General features: G+C 70.1%; 16 protein-coding genes. 11 read left to right on the top strand and 5 right to left on the bottom strand.

The features are described from left to right. Window position 1 precedes the first annotated feature (1 nt). On the top strand, window positions 2-1,282 hold the full coding sequence (locus AB0J78_RS00610; RefSeq protein ID WP_363785412.1) for a cytochrome P450: 1,281 nt from the start codon (window positions 2-4) through the stop codon (window positions 1,280-1,282). Here the strand turns inward: AB0J78_RS00610 and AB0J78_RS00605 are convergent, their stop codons facing one another. The 3 genes from AB0J78_RS00605 to leuS form a co-directional block, all read right to left on the bottom strand. Further along, entirely contained in the window at window positions 1,283-2,290 is a 1,008-nt protein-coding gene (locus AB0J78_RS00605; RefSeq protein ID WP_363785410.1) for a hypothetical protein, read from the bottom strand. Between the two features lie 166 nt (window positions 2,291-2,456). Then, window positions 2,457-4,400, bottom strand: a complete 1,944-nt coding sequence (locus AB0J78_RS00600) for an acyl-CoA dehydrogenase (protein ID WP_363785407.1) — start codon at window positions 4,398-4,400, stop codon at window positions 2,457-2,459. A gap of 305 nt (window positions 4,401-4,705) precedes the next feature. Beyond that, entirely contained in the window at window positions 4,706-7,609 is a 2,904-nt protein-coding gene (gene leuS, locus AB0J78_RS00595) for a leucine--tRNA ligase (protein ID WP_363785405.1), read from the bottom strand. Window positions 7,610-7,899: 290 nt separating this feature from the next. Here leuS and AB0J78_RS00590 point away from each other — a divergent pair, with 290 nt between their 5' ends. Beyond that, window positions 7,900-8,301 carry an SdpI family protein gene (locus AB0J78_RS00590; RefSeq protein ID WP_363785402.1) on the top strand — a complete coding sequence of 134 codons (402 nt, stop codon included), beginning with the start codon at window positions 7,900-7,902 and terminating at the stop codon, window positions 8,299-8,301. A 127-nt stretch (window positions 8,302-8,428) separates the two neighbouring features. Here AB0J78_RS00590 and AB0J78_RS00585 read toward each other — a convergent pair whose 3' ends face one another. Beyond that, a complete protein-coding gene (locus tag AB0J78_RS00585; RefSeq protein ID WP_363785399.1) occupies window positions 8,429-9,001 on the bottom strand; it encodes a YqgE/AlgH family protein in 573 nt (190 codons plus the stop codon). A 151-nt stretch (window positions 9,002-9,152) separates the two neighbouring features. After that, window positions 9,153-10,637 (bottom strand): CCA tRNA nucleotidyltransferase, encoded by a 1,485-nt coding sequence (locus AB0J78_RS00580; protein ID WP_363785396.1) that lies wholly within the window; start codon window positions 10,635-10,637, stop codon window positions 9,153-9,155. 124 nt (window positions 10,638-10,761) lie between these two features. Between AB0J78_RS00580 and AB0J78_RS00575 the strand changes: the two genes are divergently transcribed. The 9 genes from AB0J78_RS00575 to AB0J78_RS00535 all read left to right on the top strand — a co-directional run bounded on the left by AB0J78_RS00575 (window position 10,762) and on the right by AB0J78_RS00535 (window position 21,772). Then, window positions 10,762-11,334 (top strand): NUDIX hydrolase, encoded by a 573-nt coding sequence (locus AB0J78_RS00575; RefSeq protein WP_363785394.1) that lies wholly within the window; start codon window positions 10,762-10,764, stop codon window positions 11,332-11,334. Continuing rightward, the gene (locus tag AB0J78_RS00570; RefSeq protein WP_363785391.1) at window positions 11,331-13,544 is read left to right on the top strand and encodes a DUF6049 family protein; all 2,214 of its coding nucleotides are present in this window, start codon (window positions 11,331-11,333) and stop codon (window positions 13,542-13,544) included. Before AB0J78_RS00575 ends, AB0J78_RS00570 begins: the two co-directional genes overlap by 4 nt. Window positions 13,545-13,646: 102 nt before the next feature. After that, the gene (murJ, locus tag AB0J78_RS00565) at window positions 13,647-15,455 is read left to right on the top strand and encodes a murein biosynthesis integral membrane protein MurJ (protein ID WP_363785389.1); all 1,809 of its coding nucleotides are present in this window, start codon (window positions 13,647-13,649) and stop codon (window positions 15,453-15,455) included. Window positions 15,456-15,539: 84 nt separating this feature from the next. After that, entirely contained in the window at window positions 15,540-17,099 is a 1,560-nt protein-coding gene (locus AB0J78_RS00560) for a protein kinase family protein (RefSeq protein WP_363785387.1), read from the top strand. A 129-nt stretch (window positions 17,100-17,228) separates the two neighbouring features. Then, window positions 17,229-17,834, top strand: coding sequence for an RNA polymerase sigma factor SigM (gene sigM / locus AB0J78_RS00555; protein ID WP_363785384.1), 606 nt, complete (start codon window positions 17,229-17,231; stop codon window positions 17,832-17,834). Further along, window positions 17,831-18,655, top strand: a complete 825-nt coding sequence (locus tag AB0J78_RS00550; protein WP_363785381.1) for a hypothetical protein — start codon at window positions 17,831-17,833, stop codon at window positions 18,653-18,655. The genes sigM and AB0J78_RS00550 overlap by 4 nt, the downstream gene beginning before the upstream one ends. Window positions 18,656-18,822: 167 nt before the next feature. Next, window positions 18,823-19,803, top strand: a complete 981-nt coding sequence (gene trxB / locus AB0J78_RS00545; protein ID WP_363785379.1) for a thioredoxin-disulfide reductase — start codon at window positions 18,823-18,825, stop codon at window positions 19,801-19,803. Window positions 19,804-19,965: 162 nt separating this feature from the next. Then, complete coding sequence (trxA, locus tag AB0J78_RS00540; RefSeq protein WP_363785376.1) at window positions 19,966-20,292, top strand: thioredoxin; 327 nt, start codon at window positions 19,966-19,968, stop codon at window positions 20,290-20,292. A 331-nt stretch (window positions 20,293-20,623) separates the two neighbouring features. After that, a complete protein-coding gene (locus tag AB0J78_RS00535; RefSeq protein WP_132677506.1) occupies window positions 20,624-21,772 on the top strand; it encodes an N-acetylmuramoyl-L-alanine amidase in 1,149 nt (382 codons plus the stop codon). The last annotated feature ends 67 nt before the right edge of the window (window positions 21,773-21,839 follow it).

Below are 21,839 nucleotides of genomic sequence, written 5' to 3'. Positions count from 1 at the left end.
CGTGACCGACGATCGAACCCGGCTGCACGGACCGGAATTTGCCGCCGACCCGCAGACCGTCTACCGGCGGCTGCGCCGGGCGGGTCCGACGGCTCCGGTGGAGATCGCACCCGACGTGCCCGCCACGCTGGTGCTCGGCTACGCCGAAGCACTTCAGGTGCTGCGCGATGCCGCGAACTTCCCGAAGGACCCGCGCACCTGGCAGCGCACCGTCGCGCAGGGCTGCCCCGTGCTGCCGATGATGACCTACCGGCCGAACTGCATGTTCACCGACGGCGCCACCCACGCCCGGCTGCGCGGCGCCGTGACCGACGCGCTCGCGCGGGTCGACACCCGGGAACTGCGCACCCACCTGGAGGAGACCGGCGACGCGCTCATCGACCGGTTCGCCCCCGACGGCGAGGCCGACCTGGTGGAGCAGTACGCGCGAGTGCTGCCGCTGCTGATGGTCACCCGCATCTGCGGGGCGCCACCGGTGATCTCGGAGAAGATCGTCTCCGGCGCGCTGGCGCTGTTCGACGGCGTCGACGGAGGGCGGGGGATCGGCACGGCCGTCGCCGAGCTCGTCGCCGCGAAGCGGAGCCGGCCGGGACCCGACGTCGTGTCGTGGCTGCTGGCGCACCAGGCCGGGCTGACCGATGACGAAGCCGTGCACCAGATCGCGCTGCTGTGCAGCGCCGGGAGCGAGCCGCTGCAGAACCTGATCGCCAACACCCTGCGGCTGCTGCTGGTCGACGAGCGGTTCGCCGGGGACCTGTCCGGTGGCAGCCTGCCGGTGGCCGACGCGCTCGACGAGGTGCTGTGGTCCGATCCGCCGATCGCCAACTTCGGCACGGTCTTCCCACCTCGGGAGGTGCAGGTCGGCGGCAACCCGGTGCCCGCCGACCAACCCCTCCTGATCAGCTTCGCCGGGGCCAACACCGATCCCGCCGTCGACTCAGGCGGCCGCGTGGGAAACCGGGCGCACGTCGCCTTCGGCGCGGGCAGGCACGCGTGCCCGTCACCCGCGCAGCGCATCGCGCGGATGACGGGCACCGCGGCCGTCGAACGCGTCCTGGACCGGTTACCGGACCTCGAACCCGCGGTGCCCTCGGAGGCGTTGGAGTGGAAGTCCGGCCCGTTCCACCGGTCCTTGGCCTCGCTGCCGGTGCGGTTCCCGCCGCCGCCCAGGCAGATCCGGCCCTGGCTCGGCTCACCCGCGCCCGTCGTCCGACGCGAACCCGACACCTACCGGCCCGGCGGGCGGTGGGCCGCGTTCAGCAGGTGGCTGCGCGGCGGTTGATCACAGACCCGCGACCGGCGCCTTGTGCAGCTCGTCGATGACGTTGCGGGCGTCCGGGTACTGGTGGGAACCGGATTCGTAGAGCACGTAGGCGTTTCCGCCCAGGTCGTCGATGCCCTCGGACATGCTCGGCGAGCGGAAGCAGCGCGTCGACGGGATGTCGATGTCGGTGGCGCCCTTGTCGATCACGTACAGGTTGCTGCGCACGTCGCGGGAGAGCGAGGTGCTGTAGACGAACTTGTCGCCGGTGACCAACAGGCCCTGCGTGCCCTTCGGGATCTCGAAGGACTTGCCGGTGGTCAGCCCGCCGTCGGCGGCGACGCTGTAGGCGTACATCTTCTCGCGGCCCTCGCGGCTGTACTTGCCCGCGTAGAGCGTGTTCCCGTCGCCGGACAGGAACGACGCGCCGTAGACCTCGCGGGCCTGGCCGGTCTGCTTGACGTAGGGGCTGCCCTCGGCCTTCAGCGCGTCGGCGAGCTCGCTGAGCTTGTACTTGCGGATGGTGTAGTGGCCCTCGGCGTTGTTCCTGCCGGTCACGAACGCCCAGCCCCGGGCGATCGCGATGCCGCTGGCGTGGGTTTCGGCGATCTCGACGTCACCGACGGTCTTGCCGGTGGAGGGGTCGACGCCGTAGATCTTGGCGTTCGAGCCGTCCTTGCCGTAGGCGGTGACCAGCAGCAGGCCGTTGCCCGCGCCGTCCCAGTCGTTCCACGCGGCGAGGCCCTGCGGGGTGTGGTCGGGCAGTCCCGGGGTCTTCGGGCCCGCGCTGAACTTCTCGTCGTAGGTGTAGCCCGCCGAGGGCCCGCTGTAGAAGGAGGCGTCCTGGCCGCTGGAGTCGGAATCGCAGGTGATCTCCGCGGCCCCAGCACCGCCACCGGCCCCTGCCACCGCGGCCGGGATCGCCGCGGCTACGGCGTCTCCGCCCGCGGCCGCACCCGTGGCCGGAACCCCCACCAGCAACGCACCGCACGCAACGGCCACGACGCTCTTCCGAACCAGCACCCTCATCGCTCTCTCCCTCAGTGGCGATCAACACGAACACCACCTCAGACGCACCCGAGTCGATTCGGTTCCCTCCGCTTCCGACAACTCCAGTCCCGAAATTCGAATTTCGCGCGAAGTTCGAGCCCCGAAGTTCGGACTCGAATTTCGCGCGAAATTCGAAAAAGACTGGTCACGGTAGGGGATTGGCCTCGTCGTGGGCTCGTTGGGCTTCCTGGCGGGAGGATTCGGCGCCGGTGGCGATGGGGGCGGTCAGCCACTGGCGCGGCGTGCCGAAGCCGTCGACGAGGTCGACGGCGTGCGGCCGGAGTTCACCGCAGAGCTCGTTGACGGCCTGGGTGACGGACTTCGCGCGGCGCGGGCTGATCCGCTCGTGCTCCAGGAACCACGCCTTGTCCTCCTCGATGGTGGACAGCGCGTAGAGGTCGCAGAGCTTGTCGAGGATCTCGGCGTTGCGCGGGTCCTGGCAGCGGTCTACGGCGGCGACGAACGCCTCCAGCACCAGCCGGTCGATGTGCACCCGGGCCGCGCGCAGCACGTGGTCCTGGGCGTTGTTGAACACCTCGAAGGCGTTGTCCTTGTTGGCCTTCCGCAACCGGCGACCCAGGCCGTCGAGGACGTGCGCCTCGCGGTCGTCGAAGAGCTTGAGCTGCCAGCCGCGGTCGAGGATGTCGTCCTTGTTCGAGGCGTCGATGATGCGCTGCACGATCGAGTGCGCGGCGGAGCGCTCGATGACCGCGCCGACGAACTGGTCCGCGACGAACTTCGCCAGGCCCAGCGTGCCGATCCCGTCGAACTGGTCCTTGTAATCGGTCAGCAGCCCCTTCGCGACCAGCTGGAGCAGGACCGTGTTGTCGCCCTCGAACGTGGTGAACACGTCGGTGTCGGCCTTGAGCCCCGCCAGCTGGTTCTCGGTGAGGTAGCCGGCTCCGCCGCACGCCTCGCGGCAGGCCTGGATGGTGTGGGTGGCGTGCCAGGTGGTGATGGCCTTCAGCCCGGCGGCGCGGGATTCCAGCTCGCGCTGGGCCCGCTCGTCGTCACCCCGCCCGACCTCGTCGAGGGCCTGCACCAGTTCCTCCTGCGCGAAGTGCAGGGCGTAGGACTTCGCCAGCGCCGGGAGGAGTTTGCGCTGGTGCGCCAGGTAGTCGAGGACCACGACCTCCTCGCCGGTGCCCGGCCGGTCGAACTGGCGGCGCGCGTCGGCGTAGCGCAGCGCGATCTCCAGCGCCAGCTTCGCCGCGGCGCCCGAGGTTCCGGCCACCGAGATCCGGCCGCGGATCAGGGTGCCGAGCATGGTGAAGAACCGCTTGCCCTGGCTGTCGATCGGACTGCTGTAGGTGCCGTCCTCGGCGACGTCGCCGTAGCGGTTGAGCAGGTTCTCGCGCGGCACCCGCACCTGGTCGAAGTAGATGCGGCCGTTGTCGACGCCGTTGAGACCGGCCTTGCGCCCGCAGTCCTCGATCCGCACGCCCTCGCAGGTGTTCCCGCTCGCGTCGCGGATCGGGACCAGCAGCGCGTGCACGCCGTGGCTCTCCCCCGCGGTGATGAGCTGGGCGAACACCACGGCCATGCGCCCGTCGCGCGCGGCGTTGCCGATGTACTCCTTGCGCGCCGCCTCGTGCGGGGTGTGGACGACGAACTCGCGGGTCGCCGGATCGTAGGTGGCGGTGGTGCGCAGGCTCTGCACGTCGGAGCCGTGGCCGGTCTCGGTCATCGCGAAGCAGCCCGGCAGTTCGGCGCTCATGATGTCGCGCAGGTAGCTCTCGTGGTGGTGCTCGGTTCCCAGCGCCACGACCGCACCGCCGAACAGGCCCCACTGCACGCCGGACTTGACCATCAGCGACAGGTTCCCGCACAGCATTTCCAGCGAGACAACCGAACCGCCCTGGTCACCGCTGCCGCCCTGGGCGACGGGGAAGCCGAGCTCGGGGACGCCGGACTTGGCCAGCAGGCGCAGCTGCTCCAGGGTCCGCGCCCGATGGCTCTCGGTGTCGAGGTCGTCGGCGTTGCCGAGCTCGTTCTCGCCGAGCGAGTCGCGGACCTTCTCGCGCACGGACGCCCACCTGCCGTCCAGCAGACTGCGGAGCTCACCTGCGTCGAATGCGGCGTTGGTCATCGCGGCCTCCACTAGCTCGTCCCGTGTGCCGCCCACCGTAGTTACCGACGGGTAACCCTGCTATGCGACGTAACTCACCACGCAGCGTAGTGCCGCACCCGCCGCTCCCACCCCGGACACGACGAAGGGGCGCCCCCAAAGGGGACGCCCCTCCACGCCACGCTCACACCACCCGGCCCGACCCGGACAACCCGGATTACGGCAGTAATCAGACCCCCGATTACCGGAGTATTCGGGCCCGCGGAACACCGCGGTGTTCGGGCGTCCGATGACTGCCGTGTTCCGGCTTACGAGGTGGGGTGAGGTCAGGCGACGATGTTGACCAAGCGGTTCGGGACGACGATGACCTTGCGGGGGTCCTTGCCGTCGAGGGCCGCCGCGATCTTGTCGTCGGCCAGGGCCGCGGCCTTGACCGCGTCCTGGTCGGCCGAGGCCGGGACCTGGATGCGGGAGCGCACCTTGCCGTTGACCTGGATCGGGTACTCGATCGAGTCCTCTACCAGGTACTGCTCGTCAGCGGCCGGGAACGGTCCGTGCGCCAGGCTCTCGGTGCGGCCCAAGCGGGTCCACAGCTCCTCGGCCAGGTGCGGAGTCAGCGGCGCCACCATCAGCACCAGCGGCTCCACCACCGAACGCGGCGTGCCCGCGGCCGACGCGTACGTCTTGGTGATCCGGTTGTTGAACTCGATCAGCTTCGCCACGGCCGTGTTGAACCGCAGCTCGGTGAAGTCCTCCCGGACGCCCGCGATCGTCTTGTGCAGGGCGCGCAGCATCTCGGTGTCCGGCTCCTCGTCGGTCACCCGCAGCTCGCCGGTGCTCTCGTCGACGACGTTGCGCCACAGCCGCTGCAGGAACCGGTGCGAGCCGACGACGTCCTTGGTCGCCCACGGCCGCGAGGCCTCCAACGGGCCCATCGACATCTCGTACAGCCGCAACGTGTCCGCGCCGTAGGCGTCGGCCATCTCGTCCGGGGAGACCGAGTTCTTCAGGCTCTTGCCCATCTTCCCGTACTCGCGGCGGACCTCCTGGCCCTGGAAGTAGAACTTCCCGTCCGACTCCTCGACCTCTTCGGCCGGGACGTAGACGCCGCGCGGGTCGGTGAAGGCGTAGGCCTGGATGTAGCCCTGGTTGTACAGCCGCCGGTACGGCTCCTCAGAGGACAGGTGGCCCAGGTCGAACAGCACCTTGTGCCAGAAGCGGGAGTACAGCAGGTGCAACACCGCGTGCTCCACACCGCCGACGTACAGGTCCACGCCGCCCGGGTCGTTGCCGCCGTGCGCCTGCGCGTTCTTGCCCATCCAGTACTGCTCGTTGGCCGGGTCGACGAAGCGCTCGGAGTTGTCCGGGTCGATGTAGCGCAGCTGGTACCAGCAGGAACCCGCCCACTGCGGCATGACGTTGGTGTCGCGCTCGTAGTGCTTGAGCCCGTCGCCCAGGTCCAGCTCGACGTGGCGCCACGCCTCGGCCTTGGCCAGCGGCGGCTCCGGGCGCGAGTCGGCGTCCTCCGGGTCGAAGGTGCGCGGCGAGTAGTCCTCGACCTCGGGCAGCTCGACCGGCAGCTGGTCCTCCGGCAGCGCGCGCGGCACGCCGTCGGAGCCGTAGACGATCGGGAACGGCTCGCCCCAGTAGCGCTGGCGGGCGAACAGCCAGTCGCGCAGCTTGTACTGGACGGTGCCGCGGCCGTGGCCGTGCTCCTCCAGCCAGGCGGTCACGGTCTTCTTGGCGTCGGCGATGTCCAGGCCGTTGAGGCTCAGGCCGGTGGCGTCCGACGCGGAGTTGATGGCCGGTCCGTCGCCGGTGTAGGCCTCGCCGTCGAATCCGTCGGCCGGCTGCACGGTGCGGATGATCGGCAGCCCCAGGACCGTGGCGAAGTCCCAGTCGCGCTGGTCCTGGCCCGGGACCGCCATGATCGCGCCCGTGCCGTAGCCCATCAGCACGTAGTCGGCGATGAAGATCGGGATGCGGGTGCCGTTGACCGGGTTGGTGGCGAAGGCACCGGTGAAGACACCGGTCTTCTCCTTGTTCTCCTGCCGGTCCAGGTCCGACTTCATCGACGCGGCACGCCGGTAGGCGGCCACGGCGTCCGCCGGGGTGGCCGCGCCACCGGTCCAGCGGTCATCGGTGGCGTCCGGCCAGGAGGCCGCGGTCAGCTCGTCGACCAGCGGGTGTTCCGGCGCCAGCACCATGTAGGTCGCGCCGAACAGGGTGTCCGGACGGGTCGTGAAGACCTCGACGGAACGACCGGACTCGCCGACCGGGAACACCACGTTGGCGCCCTGGGAGCGGCCAATCCAGTTCCGCTGCATCGTCTTGACCTTGTCCGGCCAGTCCAGCCGGTCCAGGTCGTCGACCAGGCGGTCCGCGTAGGCGGTGATCCGCATCATCCACTGCTTCAGGTTGCGGCGGAACACCGGGAAGTTGCCGCGCTCGGTCAGCCCGTCCGCGGTCACCTCCTCGTTGGCCACCACGGTGCCCAGACCCGGCGCCCAGTTGACCGGCGCCTCGGACAGGTAGGCCAGCCGGTGCGAGTCGACGACCTCGCGGCGCTCGTCGTCGGACAGCTCCGCCCACGGGCGGCCGTCCGGGGTGGCGCGCTCGCCTGCGGCGAACTCGGCCTCCAGCTCGCTGATCGGGCGGGCGCGGCCCTTGCCGCCGTCGGCGTCGGCGTCGTACCAGGCGTTGAAGATCTGCAGGAAGATCCACTGCGTCCAGCGGTAGAACTCGATGTCGGTCGTCGCGATGCGACGGCGCTCGTCGTGGCCCAGGCCCAATCGGCGGATCTGGCCCAGGTAGCGCTCGATGTTCTGCTCGGTCGTGGTCCGCGGGTGCGTGCCCGTCTGCACCGCGTACTGCTCGGCGGGCAGGCCGAACGCGTCGAAGCCCATCGTGTGCAGCACGTTGCGGCCCAGCATGCGGTGGTAGCGGGCGTAGACGTCGGTGCCGATGAAGCCCAGCGGGTGGCCGACGTGCAGACCGGAACCGGACGGGTACGGGAACATGTCCTGGACGAACAGCTTGTCCGCGGGCACCTCGCCGTCGGCGAGCGAGCCCGCCGGGTTCGGCGCGTGGAACGTGCCGCGCTCGGTCCACTCCCGCTGCCAGCGCTGCTCGATCTCGGTCGCGGTGCCCGCTGTGTAGCGGAACGGCGGCACCTCTTCTGAAGAAGAGGCCGGCCCCGCTGTGTTGACCTCTTCTGGCTGGCCAGTCATGTTCTGCGTCCTTCCCTGCTCCGCCGGAACGCGCGCGTTCGTGCGCTCTAGTGTGCCGCCCCCGGAAAACGGAAAACCCCCCAGGCCCTGATCGGGCATGAGGGGTCGCCGCGCTGAACCGGTCCTATCGACTCAACGCGGCCTCGCAAGAAGCAGCCTCGCGTGCATGGTCCCAGGGTAGCGGACCAGGCAAAACGGTTTCCGCTCAGCCGTGCGGCGGACGTGTGGGACAGGGCACCTCAAGCCGATGTCCGGCGGATCGGCCGCGAGCGGAGGTTTAGGCTGCTGGGGTGCTCGCTGTCCAGGTGATCCTTTGCGCGGTTCTGATCCTCGGCGGAGCGGCCCTGCTGCTGCTCGGGTTCCGGGGCCTTCGGGGTTCGCTGCCCCTCAACACCTACGTCGGCGTGCGGACTCCCGCCGCGATGCGCAGCGAGGAGGCGTTCGAGCTCGCCAACCGCGCCTCCGGTCCGGCGATGCTGGCCGCCGGTGCGATCGCCGCGCTGGCCGGTGCCTCGATGCCCGCGCTGGCGAACGGCTTCAGCGTCGCGATGGTCGCGGTGCTCGGCCTGGTCGGCGCGTTCGTGCTGATGACCCTCGGCGGGGTCGTGGGCAACCGCGCGGCGGAAGCCGTGCCCGCTCCCGCTCCGGCCGGTGGCTGCGGCGGTTGCGCGGGCGGCTGCTGCGGCGGCTGACCAGCACTTCCGCACTTGTCCCCAAGTTATCCACAGTTGTTTATCCACAGGCTGTGGAGAACCACGGGTGCACCGGAGCCGCGGTTTCAGGTGGGTGCTCAGCTCGCACCGCCGAGCGAAGCGACCACTAGTTCAGCTTCACGTCGCCGGGGTGCGTGGCCAGGAACGCCAGGGGCGGCCCCTGCCTGCGCAGCACCCTCGACCACAGCTCGGTGTCGGGGTCGGCGATGACGTCGTCCGGCAGCGCGGGAACGATCAGCCAGTCGCCCCTGTCGATCTCCCCGGCCAGCTGGCCGGCGTCCCAGCCCGCGTAGCCGGCGAAGAAGCGCAGCCCGCGAGCCTTGGGCGCCAGCTCCTCCGGATCCCCGTCCAGGTCGACCATCCCCACCGGGCCTCGCACGCCCACCACGCCGTCGATCGCCGTGAGGTCCTCGCCCGTTCGCAACGTGGCCAGGCAGATGGCCGTGCGCTGCTCGACGGGCCCGCCCACGAACAGCGACTGGGGGAGCGTGGCGTGGTCGCCCCACTTCGGGAGCACGTCGTGCACCGCGACCTCGCTCGGCCGGTTCAGCACGACGCCGAGGGTGCCCTCCGCGCGGTGGTGGATGACGTAGACGACGGTTCGCCGGAAGTTCTTGTCCATCAGCTGCGGAGCAGCGACCAGCAGCGTCCCCGGCTCCACCTCAGCGTCCGATCCCACCTCCGCATGATCTCACCGGATGGGCGGAGGTGACCCCGTCCTCGCGCAACAAGATGGGCGGAAAACGGGAAATCGATACGAACGAATGATGAACATCGAGCATTTCCACTCAATAGTCATCGTTCAGTATTAATACCGATCCGCTGGAGGCTCACTGACCTGGGGTTTCGATTCCCTGCTCTCGGGCCCAGCGGTGGAGTTCCTCGATCGCCTCCTCGCGGGACATGGGTCCGCGATCCAGCCGGAGCTCCTTGAGGTGCTTCCACGCCTTGCCCACGACCGGTCCCGGCTCGACCCCGAGCAGACCCATGATCTCGTTGCCGTCGAGGTCCGGGCGCACCTTCGCCAGGTCCTCCTCGGCGGCGATCCGATCGATCCGCTCCTCGAGATCGTCGTAGGCGCGCTGCAGGGCGTTGGCCTTGCGCTTGTTGCGCGTCGTGCAATCGGCGCGCACCAGCTTGTGCAGCCGCGGCAGCAGCGGGCCCGCGTCGTTGACGTAGCGGCGCACCGCCGAGTCCGTCCACTGCCCATCGCTGTAGCCGTGGAACCGCAGGTGCAGGAACACCAGATCGGCGACCTGGTTGATGACGTCCTTGGGGTAGCGCAGCGCGCGCATCCGCTTGCGGGTCATCTTCGCGCCGACCACCTCGTGGTGGTGGAAGCTCACCCCGCCGCCCGACTCGAACCGCCTCGTCGCCGGCTTGCCGATGTCGTGCAGCAGCGCGGCCAGCCGCAGCACCAGGTCGGGCTCGGCGTCCGGGTCGGCCGCCTTCTCCAGGTCGATGGCCTGGTCGAGGACGGTCAGCGAGTGGCTGTAGACGTCCTTGTGCTGGTGGTGCTCGTCGATCTCCAGCTTCATCGCCGGCACCTCGGGCAGCACGTGATCGGCCAGGCCGGACGACACCAGCAGCTCCACGCCGCGCCTCGGGAACTCGCCGCACAGCAGCTTCGAGAGCTCCACCTGCACCCGCTCGGGGGTGATCCGGGCGATCTCGGCGGACATCTCGGTCATCGCCGTCACCACCCGGTCGCTGGGGGTGAAGCCGAGCTGGGCGACGAAGCGGGCGGCGCGCAGCATCCGCAGCGGGTCGTCGGCGAAGGAGTCCTCCGGCGCGGCCGGGGTGTCGAGCCGCTTGTCCACCAGGTCGGTCATGCCGCCGTGCAGGTCGACGAAGGCGCGCTCGGGCAGTTGGATGGCCATCGCGTTGATGGTGAAGTCGCGGCGCACCAGGTCGCCCTCGATGGTGTCGCCGAAGGCCACCTCGGGGTTGCGGCCGACGCGGTCGTAGCTGTCGGCGCGGAAGGTCGTGATCTCCACCGTGGTGCCGTGCCGGAAGGCGCCGAGCGTGCCGAACTGGATCCCGGTGTCCCAGATCGTCTCCGCCCACCCGGCCAGCAGCTCGCGGACCCGCTCGGGCCGCGCGTCGGTGGTGAAGTCCAGATCCGTGCCCAGGCGCCCCAGCAGCGCGTCCCGCACGCTGCCGCCGACCAGGTACAGCCGGTGCCCGGCTGCGGCGAACCGCTTGCCGAGCTCCTCGGCGACCGGTGCGACCTTGATCAGCTCGACGACCGCGTTGCGCTGGGCGTCCCGTTCCAAGGACGTCGGGCCGGAACCGATGGGCTGCTCGTTAGACACGATTAACCAGGGTATCGGCCACGCGAGGCCACCCACGACGCACGCCCGGAAGTGCGCCGAAGTTCCACCGCCCGCGCCGCTGAGCAAGACGACCACGCGATCCTGGAGCAACTACCATCAGGGCATGCCCCCGTCGCCCGGCCGCTCCGGCGGTTCCCAGCCGGGGCGTCGAAACCGGCGCCGACGGCGTCGGCTGCGGACTGTCGACGAGACCTCGGCGGGCGGGCTGGTGGTCGACGGCGTCCACGGGCTGGCTGCGATCATCGGGAGGCTTGATCGCAGGGGGCGACTTTTGTGGTCGCTGCCGAAGGGGCACATCGAGCCTGGTGAGACGCCGGAGCAGACCGCGGTGCGGGAAGTCGCTGAGGAGACCGGCATCATCGGCCGTGTTGTGACCGCGATCGGCACCATCGATTACTGGTTCGTCGCGGGAAATCGACGAATCCACAAGACCGTGCACCACTTCCTGATGGATGCGGTGGGCGGAGAGCTGTCCGACGAGGACGTGGAGGTCACCGAGGTGGCATGGGTGCCGCTCGGTGAGCTGGACGAGGTGTTGGCCTACGCCGACGAACGCCGGCTGGTGCGCCGGGCCCTGAGCCTGCGCGACGACGGCGATCGCGGCGGTGTGGGTCTCGCTGGAGGCGAGCGCCTCGGGGCACGACCGACGAGAGGGAGCGGGACGGAGCAGGCGTGAGGTTTCTGCTGGCCGCGCTGTGCGCGCTGCTGATGGTCGCGATGCTGCCGGTCACTCCGGCGACCGCGCAGGGCGGCAGTTCAGCCGACTTCGAAGTGACCAAGGTCACGCCCTCGGTGGTGGGTGGGGGTTCGCCGGGCGAGGTCGTCGTCAGCGGCAGGCTGACCAACCGCAGCGGACACGCCTTGAACGGCGTCCAGGCCCGCATCGAGCGCGGCACCCCGCCGAACGGCGAACCCGCCGTCCAGCGCGCCATGCGCGAGGGCGTCACCGGCATCACCGAGCCGTCCTTCTCGCCGGTCACCGACCGGCTCGAACCCGGCCAGTCGCTGCCCGTCCAGGTCCGCATCCCGCTGACCGGCTCGAACTCGCTGCAGCTGAACCAGACCGGCGTCTACCCGCTGGTGGTCAACATCCAGGCCGGGCGCAGCACGGTCGCCGAGTCCGAGTTCCTGCTGCCGGTCACCTCGCTCCCCGGGCAACCGCCGATGCGCCCCGCGCAGGCCACCCCGACGACCCTGGTCGTGCCGATCGTCGACACGCCGCGGCTGGAGCGCGAGGCGCTGCCGGGCGGTCGTGCGGTCCTCGTCGACGACCAGCTGTCCACCTCGCTGGCGCCCGGAGGCCGGCTCTACGACCTCGTGCAGGCCATCAGCGACAGCGCCCCGGCCGGTTCCTCGCTGGGCAACGCGCTGTGCTTCGCCATCGACCCGGACCTGCTGATCACCGCCAAGGCCATGCAGGGCGGCTACCAGGTCCGCCAGCCCAACGGCGCCCTCGTCGAGGGCATCGGCCGCTCCGCCGCCGACCTGTGGCTGACCAAGCTGCGCCAGGCCACCACCGGCCGCTGCGTGATCCCGCTGCCCTACGCCGACGCCGATGTGGTCGCGCTGGGACGCGCCGGGCTCGGCGACCTCGTCAACGGCGCGATGGACGGCGCCAAGCTGCTCAGCGCCCCGGACGGCCTCGGCGTCGAACCGCGCGACGTGATGTGGCCGATCGAAGGCGCCCTGACCGAGCGGCCCGTGGGCGACCTGCCGTCGACGATGCTGCTGGACACCCGCGCGGTGAACGTCCCGCCGGGTTCGCTGACCCCGGTCAAGCTGCGCGGCCAGAACCGGACCGCGATCCCGATCGACCCGCTGCTGGCGTCCGCGCTGGACCCCAACCGCGACACCAAGCAGGAGGTCACCGAGCCCTCACCGCCCAGCGGCGGCGCGCTGACCTCGCAGAACGCGCTCGGCGCACTGGCCTTCCGGGCGACCGACGGATTCGTCCCGAACGCGACCTCGGTGCTGGTGCCGCCCCGCCGCTGGAACATGCGGGCCGACGACCTGCGCGGACTGCTCACCGGCATGTCGAAGCTGGACTCCGACGGGCTGATCCGGCTCACCGCGCTGCCCTCGCCGAACCCGGCGACGCTCGACGAGGCCGAACTGACCTACCCCGTGCAGGCAGGCGGCTCGGAGATCTCGCGCGAGGCGATCGACAAGCTGGCCGCGCAGAACTTCAAGGTCGGCGACCTGGCGCGCTCCTCCGAATCGGACCGCGCCCAGACCGTCTCGCCCGGCCGGGTCACCACACCGCTGCGCAACGGCCTGCTGCACGGCGTCTCCAGCGCCTGGCGCGGCAACTCCGGCGCGGCCGAGGACTGGGTCCGCCGGGCGACCTCGCCGATCAACGACATGCTCGGCAAGGTCCGCATCGAGGAGTACCCGGGCACCACCAACCGACTGTCCTCGGACAGCCCGATCCCGGTCACCGTGGTCAACGACCTGCCGTTCACCGTCGGCATCCGGTTCAAGATCCCCACGGTTCCCGGCGTGGAGGTGCAGCACGACTTCGGCGGCGGCCTGGCCACCGTGCCCGCCAACGGGCGACGCCAGTTCATGCTGGAGGCCTCCGCGCAGCGCGCCGGCCGGTTCATGGTCGACATCAGCGTGACCGCCGACGCGGGCACCCCGCTGGGCACCACCAAGCGGCTGCCGATGGAGTCCACCGAGTACGGCGCGATGATCCCGTGGCTCACGGGCATCGCGGGAGCCGTGCTGGTGCTGATGTCGGTGCGCCGGATCGTGAAGAAGGCCAAGGCCCGCCGGGAGCGCACCGCGGTAGCTCAGAAGTCGGTGGAGGAGGCCGAGACGCAGCCGCTGGCGCACGCGGTGACGTCCGCTCCGTCCGCTCCCGAGGGCGACCGCGACCAGCGCTGACGGGGTGGCCGAGAACCGAAGGAAGTTCGCGAACTGCTTCTGAGATCCTGGTGCGAACGTCCCGGTGCTCCCGGGTGGCGCAGGCGGGTAAGGATTGAGGCAGTGAACCGACCAGATCCACGGCGGACGAGCGGGCAGCCGGACGGCCCGACCATGCCGATCCACCGCACCTCCGTGCCGGGCGCGGGCAGCAGGCAGGGCTGGCACGTCGCCGAGACGCAGCCGATCGCCGCGATCCCCGCCGAGCCGGGACCGGACCAGGCGTTCGAGCAGTCCGCCGAGCAGACCCAGGTCATCCGGCCGGTCTCGCCCGGCAAGCCCTCGCTGCTCAAGGCCAGCGGTTCGATGGCCATCGCGACGCTGATCAGCCGGATCACCGGTTTCCTGTGGAAGCTGCTGCTGGCCTTCGCGGTCGGCTTCGGCGTCGTCAACGACTCGTTCAACGTCTCCAACACGCTGCCCAACAGCATCTTCGAGCTGCTCATCGGCGGGGTGCTGACCAGCGTCGTGGTTCCGGTGCTGGTGCGCTCGCAGAAGGCCGACGCCGACGGCGGCGAGCGGTTCGTGCAGCAGATGATGACGCTGGCCGTGGTGGTGCTGGGCATCGGCACGCTGATCGCCGTGGTCTGCGCCCCGCTGCTGACCTGGATCTTCGTCACCGAGTCGGACACCTCGAACACCGAGCTGGTCAACGTCCTGGCCTACCTGCTGCTGCCGCAGATCTTCTTCTACGGCCTGTCCGCGCTGGCCGGCGCGATCCTGCAGTCCAAGCAGATCTTCAGCCCGCCGGCCTGGGCACCGGTGGTCAACAACCTGGTCGTGATCGTCACGATCGGCGTCTACATGCTGCTGCCGGGCGAGATGTCGGTGAACCCGGTGTCGATGACCGACGCGCACGTGCTGGTGCTGGGCATCGGCGTCACGCTCGGCGTGGTCAGCCAGGCCGCCATCCAGGTCCCCGCGCTGCGCGCCACCGGATTCACCTTCCGCTGGCGCTGGGGCTGGGACTCGCGGCTGTCGGAGTTCGGCGGGCTGGCGCTGTGGATGCTGGCCTACGTCGCGGTCAGCCAGGTCGGCCTGATCGCGCTGAGCCGGGTCGCCTTCACCGGCGACGCGGGCGGCTGGTCGACCTACAACTACGTGTGGATGCTGCTGCAGCTGCCCTACGGCGTCATCGGTTTCTCGATCATGACCGCGATCCTGCCGCGCATGTCGGCGGCCGCGGCGGACGAGGACTACGCCAAGGTCATCGACGACCTGTCGCTGGGCAACCGGCTGTCGACGGTGACGCTGATGCCGGTCAGCGCGGTGATGACCGCGCTCGGCGTGCCGCTGGCGCTGTCGCTGTTCGCGCTTCGCGGTGAGACCGGATCGGCCACGACACTCGGTCTGGCGCTGGCGATTTCGGCCTTCGGCGTGCTGCCGTACGCGCTGACGATGATGCAGATGCGGACGTTCAACGCGCTCAACGACGCCCGCACCCCGACGCTGATCATGGTCGTGATGACGGTCGCGAAGGTGCTGCTGGCGGTCCTGGTCGCGGCGATGCTGCCGTCGGACCAGATCGTGTTCGGCCTGACCTTCGTCAACTCCTTCACCTTCATCGTCGGCTGGCTGGTCGGCGAGGCGTGGCTGCGGCACCGGCTCGGCCCGCTCGGCAGCAGCCGATTCCTCGTCACACTGACCAAATCTCTCGTCGCCTCGGTGGTCGGCGGACTCGCCGCGTGGGGTGTCGCGGTCGGCATCGACGCGCTCGTCCCGGGCTCGGCGGGCGCCGGAACCGGATGGCTCCAGCTGCTGATCGGCAGCGTGCTGGGCTTCGCGGTGATCTTCGGGCTGATGTCGATGCTTCGAGTGGCCGAACTTCAACCCGCGATCGGGCGCCTCACCGGTTTGCTGCGTCGTCGCTGACATTCTCGTCACGTACCCTCGTCTAGGAAGTCTCCTTCCGTGAGGGCAACCCGTAGGCGGACCGGAAGGAGCGGGAGAGGGAAGGTGACCAGCAAACCCACCGAGCGGATCGCGGCGGACAGCGACGAACCGGAAGCCGATTCTTCGGCTGAGCAGCTCACACCGGGTCGGGTCTTGGACCACGGCCGGTATCGGCTGCTCTCCAAGGTCGGCTCGGACGAGCGCTGCAACGCCGAACTGTGGCGTGCCAAGGACGGAGTCCTGGGCCGCGACGTCGCGCTGACGATCCTGATCGGGGATCGCGCCGACGCGCAGGCCGCCACCAACGCGCGACGCACCCTGGAACGCGCGATGCACGCCAGCACCTTCAACCACGTCGGCGTCGCGCGGGTGCTCGACGTCGTCACGCAGTCCGCAGGTGATCCGCCCGGCGTTCTCGGCCTGGTCATCGCCGAGTGGACGCACGGCACGGACCTCCTGGACCTGGTCGCCGAAGGACCGCTGCCTCCCGGAACCGCCGCTCGGCTGATGCAACCGCTGGCCGCTGCGGTCGAATCGGCGCACCACGCCGGTCTGGTCCTGGGCGCCGACCACCCGCAGCGCATCCGGGTCACGCCCGAAGGCGAAGTGCGGATGGCGTTCCCGGGTCCGCTCTCGCACGCCTCCTCCAGCGACGACGTGCGGGGGCTCGGCGCCGCGCTGTACCTGCTGCTGACCGGGCGCTGGGCGCTCGGCGACACGCCCGAGGGCCTGCCGTCGGCTCCGACCGGACCGGACGGAAATCTGGTCGCACCGCGCACTCTTCGCCCGACCGTGCCGATGGAGCTGTCCACCGTCGCGGTTCGCGCGCTGGGCAACCCGGATTCGACCGGCACCACCGGGGGCGTCCGGACCGGTGCCGCCGTGCTGCGGGTGCTGGAGCAGTACGCGACCTACGAGTCGGCGAGCACGCTGTCCAACGGCGCGCCGCCGGCCGAGTCCAACGAGGTGTGGCGCCGCGACGACCCGAAGCCGGACGAGGCCAAACGCCGCAAGCTGGCGATCAGCGTCGGAGTGCTCGCGGTCGCGACGATCCTGGTGATCGGCTGGATCGCGGTCGGCGTGATCGGCATCTTCACCGAGTCGAACCAGTCCAGCGGCTCCGGCCAGGTGATCGAGGGCAACAACCCCGGAACCGCCACCCAGCAACCGCCGTCGCAGGCGGCGCCGGTGCGGGTCACCGAGGGGACGTCGTTCACCGCGCAGGGCGATCCGGACGCGCCGGCGCGGATCAACAACCTCTTCGACGGCGACCCGGGCACCTACTGGTCGACCTTCGGCTACTTCCAGCAGCTCGGTCCCGGCGGCATCAACACCGCCACCGGTGCCGTGCTGACGCTGGAACGCCCGTCGGTGCTGCAGCAGGTCGTCATCAACTCGCCGAGCGCGGGTTCGAAGGTCGAGATCCGCCAGGTCGACGGCTCGCCGAGCATGGACTCCAAGCTGCTCGGCAGCGGAGTCCTCGCCGCGGGCGACACCCCGATCAAGCTGGAGGCGGTCGCGCCCAGCAGCAAGATCATGGTGGTCCTCACCCAGCTGCCCCAGAAGGGCAGCGAGTTCTCCTCGCAGATCAACGAGGTCACGGTCACCGGCTCGGTGGCCTGACCGACACGACGAAGCGGATGTGATCGCAGTCACGATCACATCCGCTTTTTCGTTGGCTGACCAGGGGAATTCGATTCCATTCCCGCACGGGGACCTGCCCGTGATTCACAGTCAGTATTGTCTTGAGCCGTGTCTGTCCCTGCCCTCTCAGACGCCGATCTCATAGCGGCGCACACCAACGGGGATCCACATGCGTTCTCCGAGCTCTTCCGCCGACATCGGGACCGGCTGTGGGCCGTGGCCCTGCGGACCATGCGCGACCCCGATGAAGCGGCGGACGCGTTACAGGACGCGATGATCTCGGCCTTCCGCAACGCCGCGTCGTTCCGCGCCGAATCGGCCGTCACGACCTGGCTGCACCGGATCGTGGTGAACGCGTGCCTGGACCGGATCCGGCGCCGCCAGGCGCGGCCCACGGTTCCGCTGCCCGAGTCCGGTCCCGAACCTGCCGTCCCGCGCGACGCGATCGCCGATCGGGACACCAGCATGGTCGTGCAGGAAGCGCTGTCCCAGCTCCCCGAGGACCAGCGAGCGGCGATCGTGCTGGTCGACGTGGAGGGGTATTCGGTGGCCGAAACCGCGGTGATGCTCGGCATCGCCGACGGCACCGTCAAGAGCCGATGTGCACGCGGCCGAGCAAGACTCGCGAAACTTCTGGGACACCTGCGGAACCCAAGTGCAGATGCGAACGTCCCAGATGACGCGATGGCCATGCGTCGACGGGAGGGACGATGAGTGGGGAGAGCCGGCGCACGGGGGCGCCGCAGGGACCACCTTGGTCCCTGGACCTGCTGGCCGACCTGCACGCAGGAGTGCTGGACGGACCGACCGCCGACGAACTGCGTCGTCAGGTCGAAGCGGACCCGGAGGCCAGGGAGATCATGGCGGCGCTCGACGCCACCACCACCGATCTCGCCGACCTGCCCCCGCTGACCATTCCCGACGACGTCTCGGCGCGCATCGACGCGGCGCTGCAGGACGAGGTCCGGAACTGGACCCGCGAGTCCGCGCCCGCGCAACCCGCGCCGCAGATGCCAACGATGTCAGCGCCAGCCGGGAACGAGGCGCAGGTCGTCGACTTCGCCGCGGCCAAGGCCCGCCGACGCCGCAGGACGACCATCGGTGCCGGGCTGGTCGGCGTCGCCGCAGCGGCAGCCGCCGTGGTCTTCGCCGTGCTGCCCGGAACCGGCGACAACGACAACACCGCCCAGCCACCGATCCCGACCGCCACCCAGCCGGGTGGGGGCCACGGCGCTCCGCTGGCCCTGGCCGGCGACCAGGTCACCCTCGACGGACAGCAGTTCTCGCAGGTCATGGCCTCGGACCAGTACGTTTCCACGCTCGCCGACCCGCAGCAGCTGATCGGCTGCCTGCAGGCCAACGGCGTGCGGGGCGGCAAACCGATGGGCGCTCGCGAGATCACCCTCAACGGCGAACCCGCCCAGCTGCTGATCCTGCCGGGCGGCGGCCTCGGCAAGTTCCGCCTCTTAGCGGTCGGCGCGGACTGCGGCCCGGGCAACCCCTCGACCGTCTCCGACAGCACCTTCGGCGGCTGAACAGCCCCGCCCGCAACGCGCCCGGCTCCCGCATCGTGGGAGGAACCGGGCGCGTTGTGCTGTGACGCACCGGTCCCGGGGTTCGGGAACATCGCCGAATAGGATCGCGTTGATGCCAATACGGTCGCGCTGAGCGCGGCGGAGACGCTACGAAGGGAAGGGGCGCGGTGACCAGCGACGTCCGCAACGTGATCATCGTTGGTTCCGGTCCTGCCGGCTACACCGCTGCGGTGTACGCGGCACGGGCAGAGCTGGAGCCGGTGATCTTCGAAGGAACCCAGTTCGGTGGGGCACTGATGACCACCACCGATGTGGAGAACTACCCCGGGTTCAAAGACGGGATCATGGGTCCCGACCTGATGGAGCAGATGCGGTCGCAGGCCGAGCGCTTCGGCGCGGAGCTGCGCACCGAGGACGTCGAGCGCATCGACCTCTCCGGCGACGTCAAGACCGTCGTCGCCAACGGGGTCGAGCACAAGGCCCGCGCGGTCATCCTCGCGATGGGTGCCGCGGCGCGCTACCTCGGCATCCCGGGCGAGGAAACCCTGCTCGGCCGCGGTGTTTCCGCCTGCGCCACCTGCGACGGGTTCTTCTTCCGCGACCAGGACATCGCCGTGATCGGCGGCGGTGACTCGGCGATGGAGGAGGCCACCTTCCTGACCCGGTTCGCGAAGTCGGTGACGATCATCCACCGCCGCGACGAGTTCCGCGCCTCCAAGATCATGCTGGAGCGCGCTCGGGCCAACGAGAAGATCAAGTGGCTGACCAACAAGGCCGTCGAGGAAGTCCAGGGCGAGGGCAAGGTCGCCGGGCTGAAGCTGCGCGACACGCTCACCGGTGAGACCTCCGAGCTGGCCGTGAGCGGCATGTTCGTGGCCATCGGGCACGACCCGCGCAGCCAGCTGGTGCGCGGCCAGGTCGCTCTCGACGACGAGGGCTACGTGCAGGTGCAGCAGCCCAGCACGCATACCGGCGTGCCCGGCGTGTTCGCCTGCGGCGACCTGGTGGACCACACCTACCGGCAGGCCATTACCGCCGCCGGGTCCGGTTGCTCCGCCGCGATCGACGCCGAGCGCTGGCTCGCCGAGAACGAGACCCCGCAGGCCGAGATCGCCTCCGAGCTGGTCGGCGGCGGCTACGGGGCCTGAGCCCCAGAACAATTCCACAGCGTGTCCCGGAACCGTGTGCGTGCGGGCGGCGCAGCCGCGAGCTAGGAAGTCCGCCCTCGCAGCTCGCACCGCCGCGGGTTCGCACACGTCTCCCGCACCCCTGAGCAAACCGTCCCACTTTCAACGAAAAGGGAGCTGAACATGGCCGGCAACACCGTGACCGTGGACGCCGATTCCTTCAAGGCCACCGTCCTGGACAGCGACAAGCCCGTGCTGGTCGACTTCTGGGCGACCTGGTGCGGCCCGTGCAAGATGGTCGCCCCGGTGCTGGAGGAGATCGCCGACGAGCACGCCGACAAGATCACCGTCGCCAAGCTCGACATCGACCAGAACCCCGGCATCTCCCGCGACTACCAGGTCATGTCGGTCCCGACCCTGCTGGTCTTCCAGAACGGCGAGCCGGTCAAGCAGATCGTCGGCGCCAAGCCGAAGGCCGCGCTGCTGTCGGACCTGTCCGACTACCTGTGATTTCGCTGTGAAGTCAACCTCGTTTTGAGGCAACCGAATAACGCACGCCCGCCGTCTTGTCGATAGGACAGTGACGGCGGGTTCGTGCTTTCACGGGCCCCGCCGCTGCGGTGGGGCTCGTTCTCGCCGCAGCGAGGGATCATTCGTGTACGGTCCGTTGTCGCACGTCCGGCCCGGTGCTCGTAGGCCGCAGCGCCGGGGTACGGCGCACAAGGCACAATGACCCGACGGGTCCGCCAGCCGCGGACCCGCTCCGCAAACGCAGAACTCGGGAGAATCCCGACAATCCTCCGCGTCGGTCTCGCCGACGCCTGAATCGAGCGAGGAGTGCATGCAGCTGCTCCACCGCGGTGACGTCGGTCCGGCCGTTGCCGAGATCAAGAACACCCTTGCGTCGCTGGGACTGCTGCCGGCAAACGGCCGGCCAGGGCCCGCGCTCTTCGACGAAGCGGTGGAACAAGCGGTACGCGGCTTCCAGCAGCAGCGGGGCCTGATCACCGACGGAGTCGTCGGCCCGGCGACCTACCGCGCGCTGACCGACGCCCGGTGGCGCCTCGGCGACCGCTCGCTGGCATTCCTGGTGTCCAAGCCGGTCAGCGGTGACGACGTGTTCGCCCTGCAGGAGCGCCTGCTGGAGCTGGGCTACGACGCGGGCCGACCGGACGGCATCTTCAGCGCCGAGACGGAGCAGGCGCTGCGCAGCTTCCAGCGCGACTACGGGCTCACCCCGGACGGCATCTGCGGCCCCGGCACCCTGCGCGCGCTCAAGCAGCTCGCCCCCAAGGTCCGCGGTGGCCGCCCCGTGTTCCTGCGCGAGCAGGAGAAGGTACGGCGCGCCGGACCGCGGCTGCGCGGCAAGCGCATCGTGATCGACCCGGGCCACGGCGGCGGCGACCGCGGCGTGACCGTCGGGGACGTCTCCGAGGCCGACCTGACCTGGGACCTGGCCCGCCGGCTCGAAGGCCGGATGGTGGCCACCGGCATGGAAGCGCTGATCACGCGCGGCCCGAACGCCTGCCCGCCCGACTCGGACCGCGCCGCGTTCGCCAACGAGGCGGGCGCCGACATGTTCCTCTCGCTGCACGCCGACGCCAACCCGTCGCCGGGAGCCGAGGGCGTGGCGAGCTTCCACTTCGGCACCGGCAACGGCACCACCTCGACGGTGGGGGAGGCGCTGGCCGGGTTCCTGCAGCGCGAGATCGTCGCCCGCACCGGCATGCGCGATTGCCGCACCCACCCGAAGACCTGGGACGTGCTCCGGCTGACCCGGATGCCCGCGGTCCGCATGGAGATCGGTTACCTGACCAACGAGCACGACCGCAACCGCCTGCTCGACCCGTCGTTCCGCGACGTGGTGGCCGAGGGCCTGCTGGTCGCGGTGAAGCGCCTGTACCTGCTCGGCAAGGACGACCAGCCGACCGGAACCTTCACCTTCGACGACCTCCTGCGGCACGAGCTGGCACGCGCCGAGGGCGCCTGAGAGCCTCCGAACCGCTTGGCGGCGACCAACTTGAGCACGCCGCGCCGCCGCGGTCCCTGAGCGGCTC

The sequence above is a fragment of the Saccharopolyspora sp. NPDC049426 genome, from assembly GCF_040676935.1.
Lineage (GTDB): Bacteria > Actinomycetota > Actinomycetes > Mycobacteriales > Pseudonocardiaceae > Saccharopolyspora.
This window is presented reverse-complemented; position numbering and strand designations above follow the sequence as displayed.

Excerpts from the sequence above, each read along its gene's own strand:
- AB0J78_RS00575 (WP_363785394.1), top strand. The coding sequence starts at position 10,762 with ATGCCCCCGTCGCCCGGCCGCTCCGGCGGTTCCCAGCCGGGGCGTCGA.
- AB0J78_RS00550 (WP_363785381.1), top strand. The coding sequence starts at position 17,831 with ATGAGTGGGGAGAGCCGGCGCACGGGGGCGCCGCAGGGACCACCTTGG.
- trxA (WP_363785376.1), top strand. The coding sequence starts at position 19,966 with ATGGCCGGCAACACCGTGACCGTGGACGCCGATTCCTTCAAGGCCACC.
- AB0J78_RS00600 (WP_363785407.1), bottom strand. The coding sequence starts at position 4,400 with ATGACCAACGCCGCATTCGACGCAGGTGAGCTCCGCAGTCTGCTGGAC.
- AB0J78_RS00535 (WP_132677506.1), top strand. The coding sequence starts at position 20,624 with ATGCAGCTGCTCCACCGCGGTGACGTCGGTCCGGCCGTTGCCGAGATC.
- leuS (WP_363785405.1), bottom strand. The coding sequence starts at position 7,609 with ATGACTGGCCAGCCAGAAGAGGTCAACACAGCGGGGCCGGCCTCTTCT.
- AB0J78_RS00605 (WP_363785410.1), bottom strand. The coding sequence starts at position 2,290 with ATGAGGGTGCTGGTTCGGAAGAGCGTCGTGGCCGTTGCGTGCGGTGCG.